The sequence below is a fragment of the Gracilimonas qinghaiensis genome (assembly GCF_046602855.1).
In the GTDB taxonomy this organism is placed as follows: domain Bacteria; phylum Bacteroidota; class Rhodothermia; order Balneolales; family Balneolaceae; genus Gracilimonas.
In genome coordinates, this window is sequence record NZ_JBKINJ010000001.1 from 616,898 (window position 1) to 638,530 (window position 21,633).

Sequence of the window (21,633 nt, forward strand, 5' to 3'; positions counted from 1 at the left end):
GAACATAGAACACTGAACTTTTTGAGCTGAAAGCTAACAGCTGATGGCTCTAAACCATGCTAGACAACCTCCGCCCGTATCTTAATCTCATCAAGGAAAACCACGACTTTCGTCGGCTTTGGTTATCACAATCGGTTTCAAATTTCGGGGATTGGTTTGGGCTGCTGGCTTTGTATGCTATCATTGCCCGCTATTCAGATTCGGAGTTTCTGCTTGGGTTGATCATTGTTGTGAAAATGTTGAGCCTTGCCCTTTTCTCACCTTTTGCCGGCTATCTGGCCGACCGTTTCAACCGTCGCAAACTAATGATCTGGTGCGATCTGCTGAGGGGAGTAGCCGTACTGGGGATCATCTTGGTCAGGTCGCCTGAAACGCTTTGGATCGCCTACGTGCTTACAGCCATACAAATGATGTTGTCTGCTGTCTTTGAGCCGGCCAAGACGTCTTCAATACCAAATGTTACCTCAGAAGAAAACCTGACCAACGCCAATATTATTTCCACCGCCACCTGGAGTATTATCTTCACGACCGGAATGGCCATAGGCGGTTTTGCCACCGACCTGCTTGGAACTGATATGGTGCTGATCCTGGATTCGCTGACTTACGTGCTCTCTGCATGGTTTGTCTACAGAGCGGTGATCCCGCAGAAACGCTTATCCAAAGAAGAGATGTACCGGACCCGCAATCCTTTTAAAGGCATTCGCGAGGGACTCCGGTATTTGTTAGATAACCGCCACATCCTGAGGCCCTCTTTGGCCAAGGGAACATCCACCGTATTTTTGGGAGGACTGGTTTATCTGCTCATCATTGTGAATGAAGATGTGCTCATGATGGGTAGTATCGGCCTGGGGTTACTGTATGCTGCCCGGGGGATCGGGACGGGCATCGGGCCAATTATCGGCCGCCGATTATTCAGTGATGAAAAAGACTGGGTGAAGGTCATGGGACTGGCGATCACGTTCTGCGGGTTGATGTACATGATCGTTGGTATTGTGAGCAGCCTCACTTTTATGCTGATCTTTGTTTTGCTGGCTCATTCTGCATCGGGTGCCAATTGGGTCACAAGTACGGTCCTGCTTCAAAAAAGAACGCAGGATACCTTTCGCGGCAGGATATTCAGTACTGAATGGCTTTTATTCACTATCGGCAGCTCGATCTCAACTACCATAGCTTCACTCATACTTGAATTCGATATTATGACGGTGAAACCGCTTATTCTTGTCTACGGAGGAATCATGACGCTTGGCGGTATCCTGTGGAGTTTCACCATCACCAAAAATGAAAGAGAATGGCAGGAAAGCAGGTGAATATCGAGAATATCGAACACCCAACATTCAACACTCAACATTCAACTCAGAATGTTTGATTCCCCTCTAAAAATCTTTTCAGTCTTTAGCGGAGCGGAGACTGGAAAGTGAATGCTCAGGAAGTCTGCGACTTCCATTGAGGCAACCATCAAAGCTTCAAGAAGCTCAAATCAGGATCTCATCAATATCCAATAATCCGGTCTTATCGACATACCATTGCGCGCTACTGTAAGGATAGTCTTCCGGTTTTTTACAGAAACCCGCCTTTACCGGATTGTAATGGATATACTTCATTTTTTGGTTGAAGAAATAATTAGACCTTACTTCCATAGGCCGGTTATCCTGGCGCCAAAACTGATAGGTGGTATTATTCGAATTTAGGCTACCGGCTTTTTTAAACATCCAAAGCATCCATTTTCGTCTGCTTTCTTTTGGATTTGATCGAAGGTCATTCAAAATCGAATAAGCAGTAAATTTTTTAAAATCCCTGAGGATGTCAGACAGGTTGTAATCCTTTTTGGCACTTACCATCAAATGAATATGATTCGACATCAGGCACCAGCCGTGAATTCTCAACCCTTTCTCTTTCTGGCAAAAGGATAAACTATCCACGATCACTTGTTTGTAAGCCGGCCTGGTGAATACATCGATCCAGTCTACAACAGCAAAGGTGATGAAGTGAGCTTGTTGATGGTTATATATTTTGAACCCCGTCATACTCAAATATAAAACTTGGGTGCCATGATGCAAGTCAGAGACTTGCCGGGCCGGAAATCTTAAGTCAACGCTCGGCAGGTTTTTTTCCAATTTAGGCTATAGCAACTCGCTAAAGACTTAAGATATATTTTGGGGTTTTTCATTTGGTTTGCCTACCTAAGACTTAAAAACCGACCCAATGATCTTTTAAGTCTTGAGCGGAGCGGAGACTGAAAAGTGAATGCTCAGGAAGTCTCCGACTTCCAATACGGCAAAGAACAAGATCTATGCATGTCTAAATTATGGATTCTTAAGTCAGCGCTCGGTCAATTTTTGTACCGGATAAAACACATTAGCTCACTTTAAGATTTGAGAGATCTGTGGGAACATGCAGCACTGAACACTGAATTTAGTATGCTTGATTGGAATAAAAACGCCGAAGTGGTTTCCCACTTCGGCGTTGAATGTTCTTTTAATTGGATGTTCGATGTTGAAAAGTTCTATTCGTCTTCGGGGAGATTGAAATCCACATTGGTCCGGTAGTCACCTAACAGGTGTTCTGCAAAGTAGTACCACATCATACGCTGAAAGTACGGATTGTAAGGTCCGAAACCATGTCGGCGTCCCGGCAGTACCATCATATCAAAACGTTTTCCGGCTTTGATGAGGGCATCGGCAAGACGAAGGGTATTGGCCGGATGTACATTATTATCCATATCACCATGAACCAGCAGGAGGTGCCCTTTTAAATTCTCAGCCAGTGCGGCATTGGTCTCAACAGGGGCATGAAAGGTGATCTCTTCTTTTTCAACCTCCACGCTGTCCTCGTTCATTTCGGTAACCGTTTTGCGGTTTTCCTTCACACCACTGTGTACTTCACCCCACCAGATGTTATAAATATTGTTGTCGTGATTACCTGCAGAAGAAACAGCTACATCATAAAAGTCAGGGTAGGTGAGAAGGGCGGCAGTACTCATAAATCCGCCGCCGGAATGCCCAAAGATCCCGACTTTATTTTGATCAATGAATGAATGTCTGGAAGCGAGTTGTTCTATTCCGTATTTATTATCTGCCAGCGGATAGTCCCTCATATCTCCATATCCGAAGTTGTGATAATACTTGGAGCGAATAGGACTGCCGCCACGCTGACCAAAAGCAACTACCACAAAACCAAGCTGAGAGAGGGACTGATTTCTACCGGTCGAACCGGTCACTGAGAAACTGGTGGGGAAAGGTTCAGTCTGAGGTCCCGGATATACATAGGCAATGATGGGGTAGCTTTTGTCTGAATCAAAATCGAAAGGTTTCCACATCACGCCATATAGATCGGTGGCCCCGTCTGCAGCTTTCACCGTAATTTCTTCGGGAGCCTGCCAGCCAATTTCTGCTGCTGCTTTTATATCTACCTGTTGCAGCTGTAAGGTGACTTCTCCGACAGCATTTCTGACTACAGTAGTGGTAGGCTGATCCACTTTGGAATAATTATCGACAAAGTAATTGCCATCCTCGGAAGGAGAGATATTATGGTTGGCCTCTTCAGGTGTCAAATGTCTGAATCTGGATCCGTCAAAACGAACCGAGTAAAGGTTTTCAAAATAGGGATTTTGACCGGCTTCACGTCCGTAGGCAGAGAAATAAATGGTTTGAGCCGTGGTGTCGATCTTAGCGATGTCACCGACAGTGTAGTAACCTGATGTGATCTCATTTTTAAGATTGCCTTCACTGTCGTAGCGATAAAGTTGGCCCCATCCGGTGCGCTCGCTCCACCAGATAAATTCTTCCCCTTCATTAATGATGGCCAGCTGAGCATAGCGGGTATTGAAATACGGTTTACTTTCCTCCGAAAACAAGACTTCGACCTCACCGCTGCCGGTATTGGCTTTAAGCACATCGATCTTGCTCCAAGTTCGGTCTCTTCTGAGGATATAAAGAAAATCGGACGTGTCGGTTTCGAAGATGCCACCGCCATTGAAGTAGGCGCCACCAAGGGATTGATCTTCCCACTTATCGGTATCAAGGGTTACAGAGGTTTCAGCTTCAGGATCGAAGACCTTGATCTCATCTATGAAGATGTCCTCTTCTCCGGGCATTGGATATTTGTAGGTTTCAAGCGTAGGTCTGTCGCCTGAGGAATCAATGACCCAGAGATCTTTGACCTTTCGCTTATCCTGACGCTTGACCCAGAATTTTTCAGAGTCTTCAAACCAGTTCACGTTAGCTTCGAGCCGTTTGTTTGAGGTGGTGTCATCATCCTCATCCTGATAGCTGAACCAAAGTTCACCATCATCGGTAAGTTGAATTTCAGTACTGTCTTCATCATCAGCACGCATCACGTAAAGGTTGTGATCTTTTGCAAAGGCGATCCACGTACTGTCGGGTGAATAGGTAGCCCAATTCTCATCTTTCTCCTCTTTCAGGGAATCCCCTTTGATCAGATCATTCCCATTGAGGTTATAGGTGAACTCGATACTGTCTACATGAAAGGTAAAGCGTTCTTTGTCGGTGTCGTACTCAAAGTCATTCAGGTCCAAATCCTTGGAGTTGAAGGGACGTTCAAAGATCAGGCTAAGCTGAGAGGCCATATCCTCCTGATCGAACAGCAGTCTTTGAGAAGGTTGTGCTGCGTCTACGTAGTACCAATTCTTACCGTTATTATTTTCGTAGGTGTACCAGAAGCGATCGGTGTCTTCGATCCAGCGTGGATAGACAGAGGTGTTACCGACCAGTTTTCCCATCTTTTCGCCGGTAAAGCGTTCTGCGGCTTCAAAGTTGGCTTGCTGAGCCAAAGAAAAGGTTGACATCCCAAACATGAGCAAGGCAATGGGTAGCAGTGATTTTAAAGATCTAATGAGCATGAGAATGAGTTAAGTTTATTGTTCGACCCAAGTAAAGAGTTTTTATTGTAAAATTTATATAAATGTAAATCTGAATAAATTAGACGGATAAAAAAAGCCGAAGCAGTTTCCCACTTCGGCGTTGAATGTTCATTGTTCGATGTTGAAAAGTTCTACTCGTCTTCGGGGAGATTAAAATCCACATTAGTCCGGTAATCACCCAGCAGATGCTGCGCAAAGTAGTACCATTTCTGCCGCTCAAAATAAGGCTGATATGGCCCGAAACCATGTCTCTGACCCGGCAGGATCATCATATCAAATCGCTTACCCGCTTTAACAAGGGCATCGACCAAGCGAAGCGTGTTGGCCGGATGTACGTTATTATCCATATCACCGTGAACAAGCAGTAAATGTCCTTTCAAGTTTTCAGCCAGCTCGGCATTGGTCTTGATCTCACTCTCAAATGCGATCACTTCTTTCTCCACTTCAACGCTGTCTCCATTCATTTCCTTCACGGTCTTTTTCACTTCTGTAACTCCGTGGTGTGTTTCTCCCCACCAGGTGTTATAGATATTATTATCGTGGTTACCCGCTGACGAAACGGCGGCCGTATAGAAATCAGGGTAGGTCAGAAGAGCCGCTGTACTCATAAATCCGCCTCCGGAATGACCAAAGATCCCGACTTTGTCATCGTTGATGAAAGGATGCCGGGCCGCCAGTTGTTCGATACCATATTTGTTATCAGCAAGCGGGTAGTCTCTCAAATTGTCGTAGCCGTAGGTGTGGTAATATCTGGACCGCATCGGACTACCGCCCCGGTTCCCGAATGCCACTACTACAAATCCTAATTGAGCAAGGGCCTGATTTCGGCCTGTGTATCCCTGAAGGGAAAAACTGGTTGGAAACGGTTCTGTCTGTGGCCCCGGATACACATAAGAAATGATCGGATAGCTTTTGGTAGAATCAAAATCGAATGGTTTCCACATCACTCCGTAAATATCGGTGACTCCATCGGCTGCTTTGATCTTGAATTCCTCCGGAGCTTCCCAACCGATCTCCTCGGCAGCTGTCATATCCACTTCCTGTAGGGTCAGACGAACACGGCCATTTTCATCACGGAGAACAGTGCGTGTTGGCTGATCGACTCTGGAGATGTTATCCACAAAATAGTTGTCTTCATCTGATTCTGAGATCCAATGGTTGGCATTCTCGGGCGTCAGGTGCTTGAAGTCGGAACCGTCAAATTCGACGCTGTAAAGGTTGCTGTGGTAAGGATTGTCACCATCGCGGCCAAAGGCTTCAAAGAAGATCTTTTTGTCGGCGGTATCCACTTTCACTACATCACCAACTACAAAATTACCGTCAGTGATCTGATTTATTAGATTGCCTTCACTATCATATCTGTAAAGCTGGCCCCATCCGGTTCGTTCACTCCACCAAAGATATTCTTCACCATCATTCATGATGCCTAAATACTGGTAACTCCAGTTAAAGTAAGGCTTGCTGGTCTCACTCAGAAGTATTTCGGTTTCTCCGCTCTCAGTATCACCTATTAGGACGTCAACTTTATCAGAAAGTCGATTTTCGCGATAAATGTAGAGTTTGTCGGAGCTGCTGGCTCTGTAATCTCCGGTTTGATGATTTCCAAAATTTGCCCTTAGATCCTGATCTTCCCATTTGTCGGTATCCATGCGGACCCGGTTTCGAGTGGCAATATCAAATACTTCAACATGATCGATGCCGATCTCATCTTCGCCGGGCATACCGTATTTATAGGTTTCGAGTTCAGGTCGCTCAGTCAGTGAATTGATAACCCAAAGTTCGTCAACCTCACGCATATCGCTTCGGGTGACATATAATTTTGTCTCGTCGTCAAAAAATCGTGCATTCGTTCTGAGCCTTTCATTACTGGTAGTGTCACCCTCATCGGCCTGATAGCTGAACCATCTTTCGCCATCCTCAGAAAGCTGTATTTCCGTACTGTCCTCATCATCAGATCGCATCACATATAGGTTATGATCTTTGGCAAAGGCGATATAGGTGCTGTCTGGAGAGTAGGTTGCCCATTGCTCATCTTCTTCCTCTTTCAGGGAATCACCTTTGATCAGATCATTTCCATTGAGGTTATAGGTGAATTCGATGCTGTCTACATGAAAGGTGAAGCGTTCTTTGTCGGTGTCGTACTCAAAGTCTTTCAGGTCCAGGTCTTTGGAATTGAAAGGACGTTCAAAGATCAGGGTAAGCTGAGAAGCCATATTCTCCTGATCGAAGAGAAGGCGCTGAGAGGCTTGCTCGGCATTCACGAAATACCAGTTCTTGCCTTCAGAGTTTTCAAAAGGATACCAGAAGTTGTTGGTATCTTCGATCCAGCGTGGATAAACAGAGGTATTACCAATGAGTTTCTCCATTTTATCGCCGGTGAATCGCTCAGCAGCTTCAAAATTTGCCTCTTGAGCTAAGGTTGTAATGTTTGCGGTAAAAGTCAGGATCAGTGCAAAGAAAAATCCTTTCATCAATATTGGGGAATTCATAGACAGTTGGATATAGTTTTAGTTACTGGCTACAAAGAAACGGCATATTTTTGTAAAACACTTGTAAACATTTGATCAAATTGTGTTTGAGAGTGCTTCCAAATGATTGAACTCTTTGGTTTAAGCGCCCATTATGATCTCTGCGATCCTTTCGGGTTCCTGTAATCCAACAAGGGAATAGTTTCGTGTGGAGGTGCTCACAATTAAAGTGCCGATATTAAAAGGGCGGCGCCTGATCTCGATATTGCTAATATTATCAAGGTCAATATTTCTGGAATACTTCCCATCCACAATGGTGAGCATATCAATACCGATCCTGTACGAGGTACGGCGCCGCTTGAGTTCGGTTTTCCACAGCAAATACAGACCGATCAAAAAAGGGCTTAGAAGGAATCCAACGATATAACTCCGGAAAAAAGCTTTGGGAGAAGGAGTTAGGAAGATCGGGCGTTGCTGATTGTGCATGTCGGATTTTACGGATTTTATACTCAGAATATCGGGCCGAAGTTTGTATATTTTATCCTTCAAACGCAGTTATAGTTAATGAAATTCACACACTCTTGAAAATCTGGAAATACGTAGTAGCCGTCTGGATGACCATTGTCATTTCTGCCGGTTTTCTGATTTACATTCCTGAGATCCCTATTTTGGAACAGACAGCACGGAATATCTTCTTTCATGTGCCCATGTGGATGACGATGTTCGTACTTTTTCTGATCAGCTTCTGGTATAGCATTCAGTATTTGAATGAACCTGATCCTGTATTTGATATCAAAGCCTCATCTGCGGCAACGGTGGGTGTGGCATTTGGCATTTGCGGTCTGCTAACCGGCTCACTTTGGGCAAGATTTACATGGGGTTCCTGGTGGACATTTGCTGAGCCAAAAATGAATCTGGCTGCACTCGCACTGATGATCTATGTGGCTTATTTTATGTTACGTTCTGCTTTTGATGATCGTGAGAAGCGGGCAAAACTCGCAGCGGTCTATAACATATTTGCAGTAACCACTATACCATTTTTGTTATATGTGGTGCCAAGGCAGTTGACAAGCCTGCATCCGGGTGCTGACGGAAATCCTGCTTTCAGTGAAATTACAGCCGAAGAATTAAGGTTTATTCTGTATCCCGCATTTATAGGGTTTATCGCTCTTGGTATCTGGATATATGATATTCATCATCGTTATAACAGGGTAAAACTTGAATTGGAGAATTCGTAGTTTTAAAGCATAACCATTGGATCGACGATCGATCTGATCCAGAATAAAAAAATAATCTATGCAAGAAGATTCAGTAGCTTCCGTTGACACCCTTACAGAGGCATACTCTGATCAGTGGGCAGGAGCTGCATCAGGTGAAGAAACAAATGCATTTATACAATTTATGAGCTCTAACGATCTTATTTTTGTTGTACTCGGAGTCAGCCTTATCATTTGGCTTGTACTCATCTTCTTTCTTTTCAAAGTTGATAGAAAAGTCAGTGAACTTGAACAGGAAATTCAAAACAGTAAAAAATCATGAAGCCAAAGCTGATCATTGGAATTATTGCCATCGTTGGTTTTACATCATTACTGATGTATAACTTTGGGGAAAGCATAAGTACCTACACAACCTTTGAAGGAGCCGGTGAGCGTTCGACAGCTCATATACCCGGAACATGGGATGCGGAAAAAGGAGCCGAATTCTCTTTAGAAACCAAACGTTTTACATTCTATATGAAGGATGAAGATGGAGTTTCCAGAAAGGTGGTCTATTCTAAACCCAAACCGAATAATTTTGAACAGGCTGATCAGCTTGTTGTAATCGGAGAAATGAGGGGAGACACCTTCTATGCAAATCAAATGTTGATGAAGTGTCCCTCAAAGTACAACGATGCGGATCCCGGTCAGTTCACTGAAGCTGTATCAGGCTAGTACAGTACCTGAATGCAACCACTGAAGTTGTCTATACTTACACACTCAAATTCATCAAGAGCCACTACCTAAAAAATATCATACCCATCCATGCTTGGAATCCTAGGTAAACTATTATTATCAGCCTCTTTCATTACTTCGATCGGGGCAATGGTTTTCTATTTTATATCATCCAATAAAGATGAAAACCGTACACTTAAAATCGGTAATTGGCTCTTTGCAGCCAAAACTACCTTTTTGGTGATCGCTTCCGGAATCCTTATTTATCTGATCTTTCAGCATCAGTTCCAGTATTATTATGTGTTTAATTATACCAGCCTGGACCTGACTCCCCGTTACCTGTTCTCAGCTTTTTATGGTGGGCAGGAGGGAAGCTTCATGCTCTGGATCCTCTTTTCTGCCTTCTTTGGCTTTGGTCTTATGAAGTGGACACGGGCACCTTATAAAGCACCTGTTCTTTTCTTCCTGACCTTGACTCAGGTGTTTCTGCTTTCAATGCTTTTGGGTTGGGATATTTTTGGATTGAAACTCGGTGCTTCACCTTTCCGAACCATAGCAGAGGAAATGCCGAATGCTCCGTTTTTACAGTCTAATCCTGATTTTATACCAAGTGATGGTAGCGGACTCAACGATCTTCTGAAAAGTCCGTGGATGATGATCCATCCGCCTGTACTTTTCATAGGTTTTGCCATGATGACGATCCCTTATTGTTTTGCTATGGCGGCCCTCTGGAAACAGCAATATCATAAGTGGATAGGTCCGGCTTTGCCGTGGACCCTAAGTGCCAATGTTGCTTTACTGACAGCTATATTCCTTGGTGGCTATTGGGCATACGTGACCCTTTCGTTCGGTGGTTATTGGGCCTGGGATCCCGTTGAAAATGCCTCTTTGGTGCCATGGCTGATAGGAACGGCCGGTATCCATACTATGATCATTCAGCGGAAAAGTGCCATTGCCCAGAAATCTTCCATATTGTTTGCCATACTTGCTTATGTAGCGGTCGTGTACGAAACATTTTTGACCCGTTCCGGAATTTTAGGGAGCTCGTCAGTGCACAGTTTTGTGGATCTGGGGTTATATAATCAGTTGTTGGCGTTTATGCTGGTGGTCACATTAGTGGGACTCGGCTTGTTCTTCTGGAGATACAAAGAACTTCCATCACCTGATAAAGAATCTAAGATTCTGAGTCGGGAGTTTATGACTGTAACGGGTGCCATGATGTTACTGATTCTCGGTTTGGTGATCATTTTGGGAACCAGTTCTCCAATTTTAGGTCTTCTATTTGTTGAAAACCCAACTCCGCCTGAGATCTCCTTCTATAACACCTGGAGTATGCCGATCGTTATGATCATGGCCCTGTTAACGGTATTGGGGCAATACCTTTTCTGGAACAAATATGATGCTGAGTCACTGGCCGCAGCATTGATCAATCCACTGCTTGTTACAAGTGCTGTTACGATAGTAAGCGTGATACTTGGTGATGTCAGAGATCTGTACCATATGGTTTACCTGTTCTGTGGTTTCTTTGCCATTTTTGGTAATGCATGGATCATGACAAAGCTCACTGTTCGCAATCCAAAAGTTATTGGAGGTTCATTGACACATGTGGGCTTTGGACTTTTGTTGGTGGGAATTCTGGCGTCTTCCGCTTATAATGAACCTTTGGTGGATCAAAAAACAGCGAACTATAACACAGCTGTCGAAAGAGGTGAGGTGATGGATGAACAGGGATTTAAAGTCACCCAGAAAGAGGAAATGTTGCTCCTGAATCTTAATGAACCCATACTGATAGATAATCGATATATGGTGACCTATGAAGGGTATGAACTGGATAACACCGTCAGAAGAGGGCAGCAGACATATAAGATCCGGTTCGAGCCAATTGATGGAGGTAAACCTTTTTACATGAATCCGGAGGTGTACCCAATGCTTACTTCAAGTACTCAGGAGAACATCCAGTGGTCCGTGGACCCGGATGTAAGAACAGGTTTAATGAGTGATATCTATCTTTATGTAGGCGGAAGCTCATACGTAGAGGAACAAAATGAATGGGTGAAAAAGAATGCTGAGATGATGCAGAATATCGCTGCACAGGATTCTTTGGGAAGTGAAGAGGATTCTGTGAACGTACAGTCTTTTAACATGAATCCGGGGCAAACGATAGAGGTAGGAAACTACAACATACGGTTCGTGAATTATATTCAAACAGATAGCACGGAACTACCACCAAATACCACTATTGGAGTAAGGGCAGAAGTTGAACTTATTCATCCGGCAAGCAACAGAGTGATCACACTTGATCCTTTGTTTGCGGTCTATACGGAGAACGGGCAGAGTTATATCTTTTCTCCGCCGGCTTTTGCTTCAGAATTCGATCTGGAATTTCAGTTCACTCAGATAAATCCTCAGGAAAATAGTATAGAACTTACGGTTACAGGACTCGAAGAAGAGTATGAACCGGAGTGGGTGCTTGTTGTGGCCGATGAGAAGCCATTTATATCTGTGGTTTGGGCGGGTACATTTGTACTGATGATTGGCTTTAGCATCTCAATTTTCCGACATTGGGGTCGCGAGAAAGAAAAGAACTCGGATTAAGCTCATGCTTTACAGAAGAACGGTTTTAAATGCTTGATCACAGTCAGTTCAATATTCATATTTATTTCGATCATCGAGCCGGGATATCAAAGTATAGCAGCTAAACTCAGATTTAATTTCTGACCTTTCTATTCAGTTTTTTTCAGGATAGTTATTATTTGAAAAATAGCTCGTATTACCTTGAAAAACGCTTCCAAAAAGGGTAATCTGATTAAAATCACTAATCAAAAAATCTGAAAGAATGGATGTTAAAAAAGTAGCCGTCATAGGCGGTGGTACTATGGGAAATGGAATTGCTCACGTTTTTGCAATGAGTGGGATCCCGGTCAATTTGATCGAAACCAAACAGGAGTTTGCTGACCGCGCTATTTCTACTATCGAGAAAAACCTTGATCGCATGGTCAAGAAAGAGAAGATCGATGAGAATAAGAAAAATGATACACTCGATAGCATTACTGTTTTTCTTGATGTAAATGAAGGAGTGCAAGATGTTGACCTTGTTGTGGAAGCAGTGCCTGAAAACCTCGATATCAAACGCACTGTTTGGGAAAAGGTTGATGAGTCTGCTCCGGATCATGCCATTTTTGGATCCAATACATCATCCATTTCAATTACGAAGCTGGCTGCTATTACCAACAGGCCCGAGAAGTTCATTGGGATGCATTTCTTTAACCCGGTTCCGGTTATGAAACTGGTTGAGATCGTTCGAGGACTGGAGACAGATGACGAGACTTATAAGGTCGTGGAAGAGACTTCAGAAAAATTGAATAAAGTTCCGGTTCCGGTCAATGATGCACCCGGTTTTGTAAGTAACCGTGTTCTGATGCCTATGATCAATGAAGCTATCTTTTGTGTAGGAGAGGGTGTGGCTACTCCGGAAAATGTGGATGAGGTCATGAAACTTGGAATGGCTCACCCAATGGGACCGCTGCGACTGGCTGATTTCATCGGACTTGATGTATGCCTAGATATTTTGAGTGTGCTTTATGAAGGATTTAAAGATCCTAAATATCGTCCGGCCCCATTACTTGTTAAAATGGTGGACGCAGGTAAGCTTGGAAATAAGACAGGTGAAGGATTCTACAAATACGACTAAATCAAAAAAAGGATCGACGATAGGTCGATCCTTTTTTCTATATATATAAGAAAGAATTTATGCGGCCAGTGAACTCTTCAAGATCTTGTTGGAGGTAAAGATCACTTTGTTAGCCTTCAGAAGCAGATCGTTAAGTTTTTTCTTTACAATATTCTGTACCTCATTCAGGCTTTCAGGTTCAACGAGTTGATACTGAAAGTAAGATATCAGATTGATGGCTGAGAGGTATCGTCCGTTCTCATCACCATCAATTTCAACATGCCAGCGTGTTATGATATCATCATCAGATAGCAATTCGTTGACTTCCTTACTGATAGATTCCATCCATTTACTGGCTTCTTCGATCCTGTAATTTCCTGACTTACCTGGCTTCTCGCGCTGACATGTGTCAATATTGAACAACCACATCATTTCGACATCAATGGTTGGCATTACCGTAGACTCTGTAAATGGCTCAATTTTTAGAAAGGGATGGCTTTCCATACCTTCTAGTCCTTTTGCCATGGAAGTTTCACGGAAACTGTCCCAGTCAAAATTAATGGAAAGAGAATCGATGTAGTCTGAAGCTTCTTGTAATGAGATGTTTAATTCCAATCCTGTTGCATAGATCTTGTTATCTTGCCATGTCTTGAATTTATTTGCTGATATACCCCTTTTGCCCAATTGTGATTCTACGGTATTTATGATAGAATTGAAGATCGGATACTGCATGAAATATTTATTTCCCCAACATTTTTAAATGAATTATTACGAATTAATATATCTAAATCGGACCCTCAAAAACAAGTTGACCGGAGCTGTCATTACAAATGCGGTGAGTCCGCATAAGAACTATATTGAGTTTTTTGTGGAGGGAGAAAACGAACGCTTTAGACTCTGCTATAGCTCCGCACCGGGAAATATCGCCTTGTTCACAGATTCTTACCGTGGTGCAAAAAAAAGTAACACCATTAACTTTTTTGAGGAGATCTACGGTGTGGAAATAGAGGATGTATCTATTCCGGAAACGGATCGCTGGTTATACATTCATTTTGAAAATGGGTATCGGCTTTCATTTCGTTTTTTCAGCAATCGAGCCAATGTGTTTCTATCTAAAGATGATATCATTCAGGAAGTGTATAAGGAATATGATGAAGTTGGTGAGAAAGTTCCGGCTCCCAAAGAATTGGATCTTTTTCATATCGATGGTGATGTTTCAAAAAAAAGCACGAAGAATAAGCTTGTTGCTTTAAACGCAATGCTGCCTCGTCAAAACCTTAAAGAGTTGATCAGTGAGTATGATCTGGATTCAGCAGAATTGTCTGAATTGGAATCCTTTGTGCGCAGGATGACAAAGGAAATGGAGCAAAACCCCAGTTTTCGGTTATTGGAAAACGGTGAAACCACTTTGCTGTCTGAGGAAATGCTGCCCGTTAAAACGGAAAAAGTATATGATAATATTAATCACCTGATACTTGATCGGTATAAGAACTACTCCAGGCACCAACGGCTCAAACAAAGAAGATCATCGTTGGTCAAAGGCCTGAAAACCAAGATCAAGCGTACTACTTCCGGATTGCGAAACCTGCATCAGGCTGACAAGGGCTTGGACAGGGCTGAAAAGTACGAACAATGGGGCCATATTTTGATGGCAAATGCTCACCTCGGTACAGTTAACCAGAAAGAACTGGAAGTAGACGATCTGTATAATGAAGGTGAAAAAGTAAAGATCCCTCTAAAACGAGATCTGGATATTGCAGAGAATGCCCAGCGCTATTACAAAAAATCAGCCAGTGCGGAACGTTCTTATGAGGAAGCAGTACAACGGATCCCGAAAATGGAAAAGGAGAAAGAAAAAGCGGAAAAATTACTGGAAGAGGCACAGTCGATAAACAATCTATGGGAATTTCAGGACTGGGAAGATGAACACGAAGATGAACTTCAGGAATATCGAAATACAGACGGTAACGATTCAAACTCAGAACAGCTCCCATTTCATACTCTGGAAATAAAAGGGTACCCGGTTTGGATCGGAAAGAATGCAAAAAGTAATGATAAACTGGTGCAGATGGCACATAAAGAAGATGTGTGGATGCATGCCCGTAAAGTAGCCGGTTCGCACCTGATCATAAGAATGGGCAATGACAAAGGGATGCCACCCAAAGATATACTGCTTGAAGCCGCATCATATGCGGCCTATAATTCAAAGGCGAAAGGGACTAAGCTGGCTCCGGTCATTATCACTAAGAAAAAATATGTGAGAAAACCCAAAGGATCCCCTCCGGGAGCAGTTTTGGTAGATAAGGAAAGTGTGGAAATGGTAGAACCCAGAAAGCCTGAAATGAAATGAGGAACCGCGTTAATAGTTTCGATCAAAGTATCTACGTAACCGGTTTTATGGCCTCCGGTAAAAGCACGCTCGCTAAAGCACTGGCTGCAGAACTGCAGATGAAATACAAAGATCTGGATGAGGAAATAGAAAAAAGGGAAGGTAAAAGTATACAGGCTATATTTGATGAAATGGGAGAGCCCTACTTCAGGGAAAAGGAAAGAGAATACCTGATAGATCTGACCTATAATTTTAAAGGTGTGGTTTCGCTCGGGGGTGGGGCTTTACAGGATCAAATGATTGTTGACCACCTAAAAATAAATGGCTTATTACTTTGTGTAAAAACACCATTCGCAGAAATTATGGAAAGAGTTAAAAGCAGTTCCGAACGGCCAATTCTATACGATGAAGAAGGCAAAATAAAATCTGATGCTACTCTTAAAACAGAACTGAAAACCTTATATTATAAAAGGCTTAATTTCTACGAACAGGCACAAATTAAAGTTGATTCTTCGAAATATGGGTCGAAGAATGAAATGGTAAAAGCGGCGACAGACAAAATTAAAAGACATGTTTGATACAATTCGAGTTGAAACATCTACAGCAAGTGACTATGATCTTCATTTTGGCAATGACCTGAGAAATGAGCTTACCGATTTTGCCAAAATATATACTTCTGATAAAGCCTTTATCTTGGTTGACGCCTTTGTTTTAGAGCATCACAGAGAATATTTTGAAGCCCCACTTAATGAACAATTTTCTGAGCTGAAGATCTTTGAAATTCCACGAGGTGAACAGGCTAAAAGCATCAAAGTCTATAAGCAGGCTATGAATTACCTGCTTGAGAACGGAGTTGACAGGGGTACTCCTGTTTTTGCAATAGGTGGCGGTGTTACGGGAGATCTTGCCGGTTTTGTAGCAGCTACAGCACTGAGAGGTATCCCACTTGTGCATATACCCACAACTCTGCTGGCTATGGTTGATAGCTCAATTGGCGGTAAAACGGGCGTAAATCATGATACCGGTAAAAATTTGGTCGGTAGCTTTTATCAACCCGAGGCTGTATTTGCCGATGTAAAATATCTTGAAACCCTTCCCCAAAAAGAAATGGTAAACGGAGTTAGTGAGATACTTAAATATGGAATGATCCATAGTCCCGATATCATAGATCAGATAAAAGAATTGACCAAAAATGAGTTTAATATGGATGGTCAGAATTGGCTGGATCTGATCCGCCAGAGTGCTCAAATAAAAGTCGATATTGTTTCTGAAGATGTGCTTGAATCCGGAAAGCGTGTGTTCCTTAATTTTGGCCATACTTATGGGCACGTTTTAGAAAAGCTGGGTAACTACAATCTCTACTCTCACGGCCAGGCTGTATATGCCGGTATGGTCGGTGCAACATATGCATCCAATAAACTGGGTAGTAATATTGATCTTTCAAATTTATTGGAGTTTCGTTCGTTGTACGATTTTGACCTGCAAGATATTACCCATAATCCCGCAGAATTGGTTGAACTGATGAAGCACGACAAAAAAGTAAAGGACAGTACGCTTCGGTTGGTGTTACTGAAAGATCTGGGGATGCCCTATGTATATAAGGTCGCAGAAACGGGTTTTATCGAAGATAGCTGGCAACAGACTTTAAAGATATTTCTATAGTGGCTTACATACGGTGGATATACAAATCATGGAATGTATTTTGGACCTTTATTGGGGTTCTGGTACTTACTGTATCCGTACTGATCGGCTTGGTATTTGGAGCTTTACAATTAGACCCCGTTCAAAATAGAATTGCTGATGAATTAGAGACGCAATTTAATCAAAGGTTTGAAGGAGTTTTGAGCATTGGTAAAGTGGACGGCCTCCTCCCGTTCAACATAAACCTGAAAGATGTTGTCATCTATCCCAATGACTCAACATATACAGGAGCTGTCTCTGCAGGTAATATCTCTGCCGGTATTGATTTCTGGTCTGTTTTACAGGATAGACTCATAATCAATAAGATGATCGTAAATGAACCCACGGTATTCCTTGATCAAATTGAAGGTCCAAATTTTACTTTGTCAGAAGCACTGAGAAAGCGAAATTCTTTAGATGAGGTCGAACCGGAAGATAGTCTGGCCGTTCCTTTACAGCCTACTGATTTTCAGGTGATCATACCATCTTTTATTCTTTCAAACGGAACAATAGTATTTAAAGAGGCAGCTGATCAAGATGAAGACAATTTCCTTATATCCGACCTGCAAATGGACATGTTCTTCGAATTTACAGAAGAACAACGTTTCATTGATTTTAACTCAGTGCAATTCAAAACCAATGAACCGGATCTGACAACCGTACAGTTAAATGGCCAGGTCTTCAATGATGATCAATTTTTTGAATTGAACTCTTTCAATATCAACACAGAGCATTCCAGTTTAAGTTTCAGTATGGAAGCTGATGGTATAAACGCACTGCGTGGGCAGTTCATGGACCAGCTGGAAAACTCACAACTGACCCTAAATCTGAATCAGATCCTGGTGGGTCCTCCAGATATACGTCGTTTTTATCCTGAATTGCCGGAAACAGAAAATTATTTTCAGGGTTCTCTGCAAGGTGAGGGTATGCTGAGTGAAATGGTATTCAATAATGGGGAACTCATATTCGGCGAGAGCTTCATGAACTTTAACGGGCGATTGAGATCTATTTCTGAACCTCAGGATCTTGGTTATCTATTGGAACTGGAGTCACTGATAGTTGGCGAATCTGAAATCCAATTTCTCACCAGTGGCTTAACTGAGCAACAAAAAGAAGCACTTATAAACACAAGGTTTGAAGGTTTATTTGAAGGCGATCTTGATTCTACCAATACTGAAATATTGGCTGAAGGAAGCAGAGGATCCATTGGTTTAAACGGAACTCTTAAATATGGAGAAGAACTTGGAATTGATTTTAATCTGATAACGGATTCCCTCAACATCGGTTATTTGATTGATCCCAGAATACATGAAACTAATCTTTCACTATATGGGCGTCTAAGAAGTACATCTATTGATCCGTTTACAGCTAGTGGCGGTCTGTTTATTGAATCAAATGAGCCTGAAAATGCTCCACCATCTCAAAATGATCTTTACGCTTTGGTTAATTGGAGTGAAGGTATAATAGAGCCTGAGTTTAGAGGTAACTTTAGTGGAGTTAGGACACAGTTCAACGGCAGGATTAATATTCAGAACCAAGAACCTGAAATTTACTTAAGGGGCAGTTCAGGTAATCTTCCCGTCAAAGAACTGACAAAAATAGACAGAATGCGTCCTGTTGAATCTGACATCGAATTTGAAATTGACATAACCGGAAATGACCTGCAAAATCTGTTTGGTAAATTTACTTTAGATATCCTTGAATCACGAACACATGATGATACCTTAGGCCGGCATCAGCTATATCTTGACTTCAATGATCCGGCAGAAAGTTATCGTATACTCCGATTTACATCCACGGCATTTGACGCAACGGTTGAAGGAGAGTTCAATACCGAAAGTGTTGTTGATCTAACGAAACAATGGAGCAGATATTTGAGCAGTCAGATCGATCAGGAGATATTCTTCAATGAGGCAGTTGTTATGGACTCGGTTACTGCAATAAGTAATCAAAACCTGGAAGTGGAGGGGCGTGTCAAAAACCCTGGATTATTAAATTTTTATGTTACCGATCTGCCTAAGATTACATCTGCAGCACGGTTCAATTCTTCTTTTAACGTAAATTCACAGCAACTCTTATTCACAACTTCTATCAGTGATCAAAATATCTCAATAAATAGAACGAACGCTGATACACTTGAGCTGCAGATGACCGGGGGGTTTAGATATGGAGCAGAACTTAAAGATTTTTCTAATGTACAGTTGCAGTCAACAGCCAGCAGGGTTGATCTTGGTTTTATTGAAGGGCGGGGATTTGCCTTCAATGCAATAATGAACAGAGATTCCCTGAACTTGAACAGTTCAATGGCAAAATTATCTGACAATGCATCGTTTGATTTTGAAGGTAGGGCACGTATCCTGGATCAGGCTTTTGAGCTGAACATCGACACATTGAATTTAGGAACCAATTCTTATACCTGGCAAAATGAAGGTGTTCCGACAATAGTTTATAACTCGAATGAAACTTTTGAACTGAAAGATTTTGTATTCGAAAACCAACAGCAGTTTTTGCAGATAAACGGGACCTTTAGTAACGATCCGGCGGACTCTGTCAGATATAGTATTGAAGATCTGAATCTTGACGAGATCTCAGCCTTGACCGGTAAGAGGCTGACATTTGGTGGCACTTTGAATGGAGAATTCACTACCCGTACTCTCACAACTGTACCTACTGTACAGGGTAACATGGATGTGGAAGCTCTTGAATTCGGAGAGCAGCTTGTTGGAGATATGATTCTGAACAGTAATTATAATTCAGAACTTGACAGGTTTGACACCAATATTTCCGTTTCAACAGATTCCTCCAAGTATTCTCAGTACTATGAAAATACAAGTCGTAAAGGACAGGAGTTTGATATTAGCGGGTATATTCTTGCCCCAAAAGAAGGGGATTTTCCCAATGTAGATTCTCTTTATAATTTTGATCTAGATATCAAAAATATAGACCTTTGGATACTTCCGATCATAGCTCCAAAAGTGTTTACTGAAGGTTCGGGTCTTGCAAATGGGTCTGGTAAATTATGGGGTAACACTGATACTTATGATTTTACTGCAGATTTCATGGTGGGAACTGAAGATGCAGCGTACCTAAGACCTCGCTTCCTAGACACGTACTATTATGCTCAGGGAGGCATAAACTTCACAAGGAATGATGGGCTTACTTTCAATGATATATATTTGATAGACCCATCCGGAGGTAATGCTATTCTGAGCGGTGATTATGATTTTAATGATTTTGCCCCGATCGACAGTATGAACATTCGTCTTGAAATGGATGAATTTCAATTTCTGAATAACACTTTTGACCCCACTGTGGCTTTCTTTGGAGATGCTTACGGATCAGGTACGGTAACTATTACTGGGACTAACTTTGATCCGGTTCTTAGAACCGAACAGCCTCTTCAGATCACGGACTTTTCAGAAATATCAATACCTTTGCTCGAAGAAACTGAATTTGATGAGGGTAATCGCTTTATTCGCTTTGTTGATTCATTTGAGGAAGGAGCTCAGAGCCAATCTACGTTTAACAACAGGAATGGCCGATCAGCTAATGGCCAAAGTTCTGAAGAAAATGTTGACCTGTCGTTTACTGAACGCTTTACCATGGATCTTCAATTTGTGTCGAATGACCCGATGACTGTTCGGTTGATATTCGATCCTGTGACCGGCGATATTGTGACTGCAGAAGGTACAGGGCGGATCAGAATTCTACTGGAAGACGAGAATGTATCCATGTTCGGGCGTTTTGACATTCAGGGCGGACGTTATCAGTTTGTAAGTGGCGATATATTTACCCGCCGGTTTGATATTGAATCGGGCGGGAGTATTGTATGGGAAGGGGATCCTGCCAACGCCAGGCTTAACCTGAATGCTATTTACAGTGCGCGGCCTGATATCAATACACTTAGCCCTTCAGGCAGCATCGATCCCGAAAACTCACAACGCGTACCTATAGAACTGGTATTGAATATTGGCGGAACGATCTCGAGTATTGAAAATAACTTCTTTTTCAGATTACCGAACACATTTGAGTCTCAGCAAAGTTCAACGCTGGCTACACAACTCGCTACAATTAACAGAGATGAAGACCTGAAACTGCTTCAGGCAGCTAATTTTATGCTTATGGGGAATTTCATTCCGGTATCTTCCAGCGGGCAGGCTCAAAGTAATATGTTCGGCGATAACCTGTCTGGTAGTGCCGCCGTGTTGAATCCGCTCTTATCAAGTCAGGTTATTAATCCCTTGCTCTCAAGTCAGATAAATTCGTTATTGAACAGTGATTTGAGTAGTTTAGATGTAGATTTTAATTTAAATACCTATAATCAGGTTGACCTTGGGGTTGCTTTGAGGCTCTATAACGATAAACTGATTCTTAGACGAGAAGGACAAATAACAGGACGACAATCCAACATCGGTGATCTGGGAGCTACGTACAGGATCAACCGTACATTTGCAGTGACCGCATTTCACCGTCAGGATCTCACCTTTGGAACTTTAAATAGCACCGAACAATCACAGCAATCTCAGGATATAAATGGGGTAGGCCTTGAAGCTAAGGTAAGCTTTAACTCCTGGGATGAATTTTTTAAGCGTTTATTCTCTCCATTTAGGAAATTGTTCGGGATAAATGACAATCAAGAAGAAACTGAAAATAGTGGGACAGAAAGTCCTGCGTAA

15 protein-coding genes are annotated in these 21,633 nt (G+C 42.4%); 10 read left to right on the plus strand and 5 right to left on the minus strand.

Annotated elements, in window-relative coordinates; genetic code table 11:
• Nucleotides 1-56: 56 nt before the first annotated feature.
• On the plus strand, nucleotides 57-1,307 hold the full coding sequence (locus ACKGJO_RS02835) for an MFS transporter (protein ID WP_411321880.1): 1,251 nt from the start codon (nucleotides 57-59) through the stop codon (nucleotides 1,305-1,307).
• Between the two features lie 165 nt (nucleotides 1,308-1,472).
• Here ACKGJO_RS02835 and ACKGJO_RS02840 read toward each other — a convergent pair whose 3' ends face one another.
• The 4 genes from ACKGJO_RS02840 to ACKGJO_RS02855 form a co-directional block, all read right to left on the minus strand.
• A complete protein-coding gene (locus ACKGJO_RS02840; protein WP_411321881.1) occupies nucleotides 1,473-2,024 on the minus strand; it encodes an REP-associated tyrosine transposase in 552 nt (183 codons plus the stop codon).
• 479 nt (nucleotides 2,025-2,503) lie between these two features.
• The gene (locus ACKGJO_RS02845; protein WP_411321882.1) at nucleotides 2,504-4,858 is read right to left on the minus strand and encodes a S9 family peptidase; all 2,355 of its coding nucleotides are present in this window, start codon (nucleotides 4,856-4,858) and stop codon (nucleotides 2,504-2,506) included.
• Between the two features lie 152 nt (nucleotides 4,859-5,010).
• Nucleotides 5,011-7,368, minus strand: a complete 2,358-nt coding sequence (locus tag ACKGJO_RS02850; RefSeq protein WP_411321884.1) for a S9 family peptidase — start codon at nucleotides 7,366-7,368, stop codon at nucleotides 5,011-5,013.
• Between the two features lie 120 nt (nucleotides 7,369-7,488).
• Nucleotides 7,489-7,833 (minus strand): YdbT family protein, encoded by a 345-nt coding sequence (locus ACKGJO_RS02855; RefSeq protein WP_411321885.1) that lies wholly within the window; start codon nucleotides 7,831-7,833, stop codon nucleotides 7,489-7,491.
• Between the two features lie 95 nt (nucleotides 7,834-7,928).
• Between ACKGJO_RS02855 and ccsA (ACKGJO_RS02860) the strand changes: the two genes are divergently transcribed.
• The 5 genes from ccsA (ACKGJO_RS02860) to ACKGJO_RS02880 all read left to right on the plus strand — a co-directional run bounded on the left by ccsA (ACKGJO_RS02860) (nucleotide 7,929) and on the right by ACKGJO_RS02880 (nucleotide 12,969).
• Entirely contained in the window at nucleotides 7,929-8,585 is a 657-nt protein-coding gene (ccsA, locus tag ACKGJO_RS02860; RefSeq protein ID WP_411321886.1) for a cytochrome c biogenesis protein CcsA, read from the plus strand.
• Nucleotides 8,586-8,643: 58 nt separating this feature from the next.
• Nucleotides 8,644-8,886 (plus strand): CcmD family protein, encoded by a 243-nt coding sequence (locus tag ACKGJO_RS02865; RefSeq protein ID WP_411321887.1) that lies wholly within the window; start codon nucleotides 8,644-8,646, stop codon nucleotides 8,884-8,886.
• Nucleotides 8,883-9,278 (plus strand): cytochrome c maturation protein CcmE domain-containing protein, encoded by a 396-nt coding sequence (locus ACKGJO_RS02870; RefSeq protein ID WP_411321888.1) that lies wholly within the window; start codon nucleotides 8,883-8,885, stop codon nucleotides 9,276-9,278. The genes ACKGJO_RS02865 and ACKGJO_RS02870 overlap by 4 nt, the downstream gene beginning before the upstream one ends.
• 90 nt (nucleotides 9,279-9,368) lie before the next feature.
• Entirely contained in the window at nucleotides 9,369-11,873 is a 2,505-nt protein-coding gene (gene ccsA, locus ACKGJO_RS02875) for a cytochrome c biogenesis protein CcsA (RefSeq protein WP_411321889.1), read from the plus strand.
• Nucleotides 11,874-12,114: 241 nt separating this feature from the next.
• A complete protein-coding gene (locus ACKGJO_RS02880; RefSeq protein ID WP_411321890.1) occupies nucleotides 12,115-12,969 on the plus strand; it encodes a 3-hydroxyacyl-CoA dehydrogenase family protein in 855 nt (284 codons plus the stop codon).
• Nucleotides 12,970-13,026: 57 nt separating this feature from the next.
• Here ACKGJO_RS02880 and ACKGJO_RS02885 read toward each other — a convergent pair whose 3' ends face one another.
• Nucleotides 13,027-13,680, minus strand: a complete 654-nt coding sequence (locus tag ACKGJO_RS02885) for a hypothetical protein (RefSeq protein WP_411321891.1) — start codon at nucleotides 13,678-13,680, stop codon at nucleotides 13,027-13,029.
• A 28-nt stretch (nucleotides 13,681-13,708) separates the two neighbouring features.
• Between ACKGJO_RS02885 and ACKGJO_RS02890 the strand changes: the two genes are divergently transcribed.
• The 4 genes from ACKGJO_RS02890 to ACKGJO_RS02905 are packed head-to-tail and all read left to right on the plus strand — an operon-like array spanning nucleotide 13,709 to nucleotide 21,633.
• On the plus strand, nucleotides 13,709-15,298 hold the full coding sequence (locus ACKGJO_RS02890) for an NFACT RNA binding domain-containing protein (RefSeq protein WP_411321892.1): 1,590 nt from the start codon (nucleotides 13,709-13,711) through the stop codon (nucleotides 15,296-15,298).
• On the plus strand, nucleotides 15,295-15,855 hold the full coding sequence (locus tag ACKGJO_RS02895; RefSeq protein ID WP_411321893.1) for a shikimate kinase: 561 nt from the start codon (nucleotides 15,295-15,297) through the stop codon (nucleotides 15,853-15,855). The genes ACKGJO_RS02890 and ACKGJO_RS02895 overlap by 4 nt, the downstream gene beginning before the upstream one ends.
• Nucleotides 15,848-16,939, plus strand: coding sequence for a 3-dehydroquinate synthase (gene aroB / locus ACKGJO_RS02900; protein ID WP_411321894.1), 1,092 nt, complete (start codon nucleotides 15,848-15,850; stop codon nucleotides 16,937-16,939). The genes ACKGJO_RS02895 and aroB overlap by 8 nt, the downstream gene beginning before the upstream one ends.
• Nucleotides 16,939-21,633: a translocation/assembly module TamB domain-containing protein gene (locus ACKGJO_RS02905; RefSeq protein WP_411321895.1), complete on the plus strand. Its 4,695-nt coding sequence runs from the start codon at nucleotides 16,939-16,941 to the stop codon at nucleotides 21,631-21,633. The genes aroB and ACKGJO_RS02905 overlap by 1 nt, the downstream gene beginning before the upstream one ends.